Below are 2,630 nucleotides of genomic sequence, written 5' to 3'. Positions count from 1 at the left end.
GCACCGAATCCTGCCACCAGCCGGCCGGCAGGAGCCAGATGGTTGGCGAGGTTCCGCAGCACTTGGCCGGAGGTGCCCGGGGCGAGGAAGGTGAGCACGTTTCCGGCGCTGACGATCACGTCAAACGGCTCGACGATGCCTTGGGCGGGCAGGTCCAGCTCCGCCAGGTCGCCGACCAGCCAGGTACAGTCCGGGTGATCCCGGCGTGCGGCATCGATCAGCTCGGAATCCACGTCCACGCCGACCACCGTGTGTCCACGGCGCGCCAGTTCACCTCCCAGCCGCCCTGGCCCGCATCCGGCGTCGAGGATCCGGCTGCCGCGCGGCACCATCGCGTCCACCAGCCGTGCCTCACCATGCAGGTCGGTGCCCTCGGCCCGCATCTGCTCGAAGCGCTCGATGTACCACGCCGAGTGGCCCGGATTCCGGCGCTTCATTTCTTCCCACAGGGTCTCTTTCCTCATGCCCCCAGCCTACGCGCGCGGGCCCACGGCTTCGGCAGGCATGACACGCTGCAGAACCGGGGAAACACATAGCCGCCCGGGAGAAACACTCTTCACCGACCGGACGGCAGCGCTTAGGCCGGTATGTGCTCGGACATGCGTTCCGGCAAGGCTTTGCCCGGATTGAGCAACCCCCGCGGATCGAACACCTCTTTGAGCCGGCGCTGCAGCTCCAACACGTCTTCGCTCTGCTCGCGGCCCAGCCATCGCACCTTGAACTGTCCGACGCCGTGCTCGCCTGTGATCGTGCCGCCCAATGCCAGGCCGATGTCGATGGACTCATCCAGCGCCGCGTTGAGGGCCGGCACCTTCGCCACGTCCCCCGGGCCAACCCAGAAGGTCGGATGCAGATTGCCGTCCCCGGCATGTGCCACCACTTTGAGTCCGACGCCGTAACGTTCGGCGATTCCGTGCAGTTGGTGGATGTAGTGCACCAGCTGGGAGCGGGGCACCGCGACGTCCTCCCCCACCCGGTAAACATCGTCCACCTCGGCGCCGCGGCTGTGTCGGCGCAGATCCATCAGCCGGACCGCGTCAGCACCGTCTGCTGCCTTGATGTCAGCGCCGAGTCCGAGGAGCACGTCGCGGATAATGCCGGCTTCCACCTCGGCCGCATAGCCGTCCGTTTGGATCAGCAGCAGCGCCCCGCCGCGGCTGCACAGGTCGGAACCCTGCTCCTGGTCCAGCTGGGCCATGGTGTTTCCGTCCAGCAGTTCCATGATCGAAGGCTGCACGCGCGCGCGGCCGACGGCGAGGACGCCGGCAGCTGCCGTCGCCACATCGGGGAAGAACGCGGCCACCGTTTCCAGCGCGGCCGGGAGATAGCGCAGCCGCAGCGTTGCCCCCACCACCACGCCCAAAGTACCCTCGGAGCCGACGAACAGGCCGGTCAGGTCATAACCGGCAACGCCCTTGAACGTCCGGTGGCCGGTGTGGATCAAGGCGCCGTCCGCCAGCACGACGTCAAGGGCCAGCACCGATTCACGCGTCACCCCGTACTTGGCGCAGCGGAGGCCTCCGGCGTTGGTGGCGATGTTCCCGCCGATCGTCGAGAGGCGGTAGCTGGCCGGGTCGGGCGCGTACATCAGGCCGTGCCGGGCCACGGCGTCATTCAGCTCAGCGTTGACCACACCCGGTTCCACGCGTGCGATCTCGTCCTCCGGGTGGATCTCCAGGATCCGGTTCATGCCTGCCAAGCTCAGCACCAGGCAGCCCTTCGTGGCGTGAGCGCCGCCGGAGACGCCCGTGCCCGCGCCACGGCACACGACCGGAACTCCCGCCGCATGCGCGATGCGCATCACTGCCTGCACATCCTCCACCTTCTGCGCGCGCACGATCGCTATGGGAAGCTGATGATCGATGACCGGGCCTTGGTCCAGCGCGCAGGCAGCCAAGTCCGCCGGTTCTGTGCTGACAAGACCCGCGGGCAAGCTGCTCCGGAGTTCGGCGAGGAAAGAATCGGTCACGGTCTTAAAGCCTTCACTGGTAGTTCCAACAAGAGCTCCCGCGGCTCGTCTCACGGACGGGCGGGTTCGCAGTTTTCTGGCGCGGCCACTTCCGCCGGGGTCATCATGTGGGGCCACCCATGAAGCGGACGTAGCGGTCGAGTATCTGCGCCCATCCATCGGCGTAATCCACCTGCGGGTGTCGGCGATCTGCCATGTTTTCCCAACCGGTGTGAACCAGATGGACGTCTGTACTGCTGTGGCCCACGTCCACGAAGTCAATGGACACTTCCCCAGGCGACCCCGGCGCCTCGCCTGGGTGCCAGGTGCAGCGCAAGCGGCTGCCGGGTTCCCATTCCAGAATCTCGCCCCAGACATGAACCTCATCGTCCACGGTTGTCTCCGTCAGGACAGTGTCCTCGAATTCGATGTGGCTACCCGCGCCACCCGGCACATTGTCGTGACCCGCTGGCCACCACAGGTGGATGAAATTCGTGAAGCCATCGAAAGCCTCCCGGCTTGGCTGCGGAACCGTCACGCGGCGGTGGACAGGCTCTGTGCTCCTGGCTGGTTCGGGCTCCTGCGGAGCATGGGAAAACAAGGACGGATTCATAGCCCCAGCCTAGTCGGGTTGGTTGGGTGGGTTGGTTGTTTAACGCGGGAAGGCCCCGCCATCGTTGGC

Annotated in this window: 3 protein-coding genes; all 3 read right to left on the bottom strand. The window is 66.5% G+C overall.

Going from position 1 to position 2,630, the window contains the following annotated elements:
- Positions 1 to 464, bottom strand: a 464-nt coding sequence (locus tag AC5RWT_RS36495; RefSeq protein ID WP_494084476.1) for a class I SAM-dependent methyltransferase, incomplete at its 3' end; no start/stop codon positions are given.
- A 113-nt stretch (positions 465 to 577) separates the two neighbouring features.
- Complete coding sequence (locus AC5RWT_RS36490) at positions 578 to 1,969, bottom strand: FAD-binding oxidoreductase (protein WP_494084475.1); 1,392 nt, start codon at positions 1,967 to 1,969, stop codon at positions 578 to 580.
- Between the two features lie 103 nt (positions 1,970 to 2,072).
- On the bottom strand, positions 2,073 to 2,561 hold the full coding sequence (locus tag AC5RWT_RS36485; RefSeq protein ID WP_494084474.1) for an SRPBCC domain-containing protein: 489 nt from the start codon (positions 2,559 to 2,561) through the stop codon (positions 2,073 to 2,075).
- Between the last annotated feature and the right edge of the window lie 69 nt (positions 2,562 to 2,630).

It is taken from the genome of Arthrobacter sp. Dra40, from assembly GCF_059091905.1.
The sequence above is the reverse complement of the archived record's forward strand: the minus strand, read 5'-3'. Positions and strand labels throughout refer to the sequence as shown.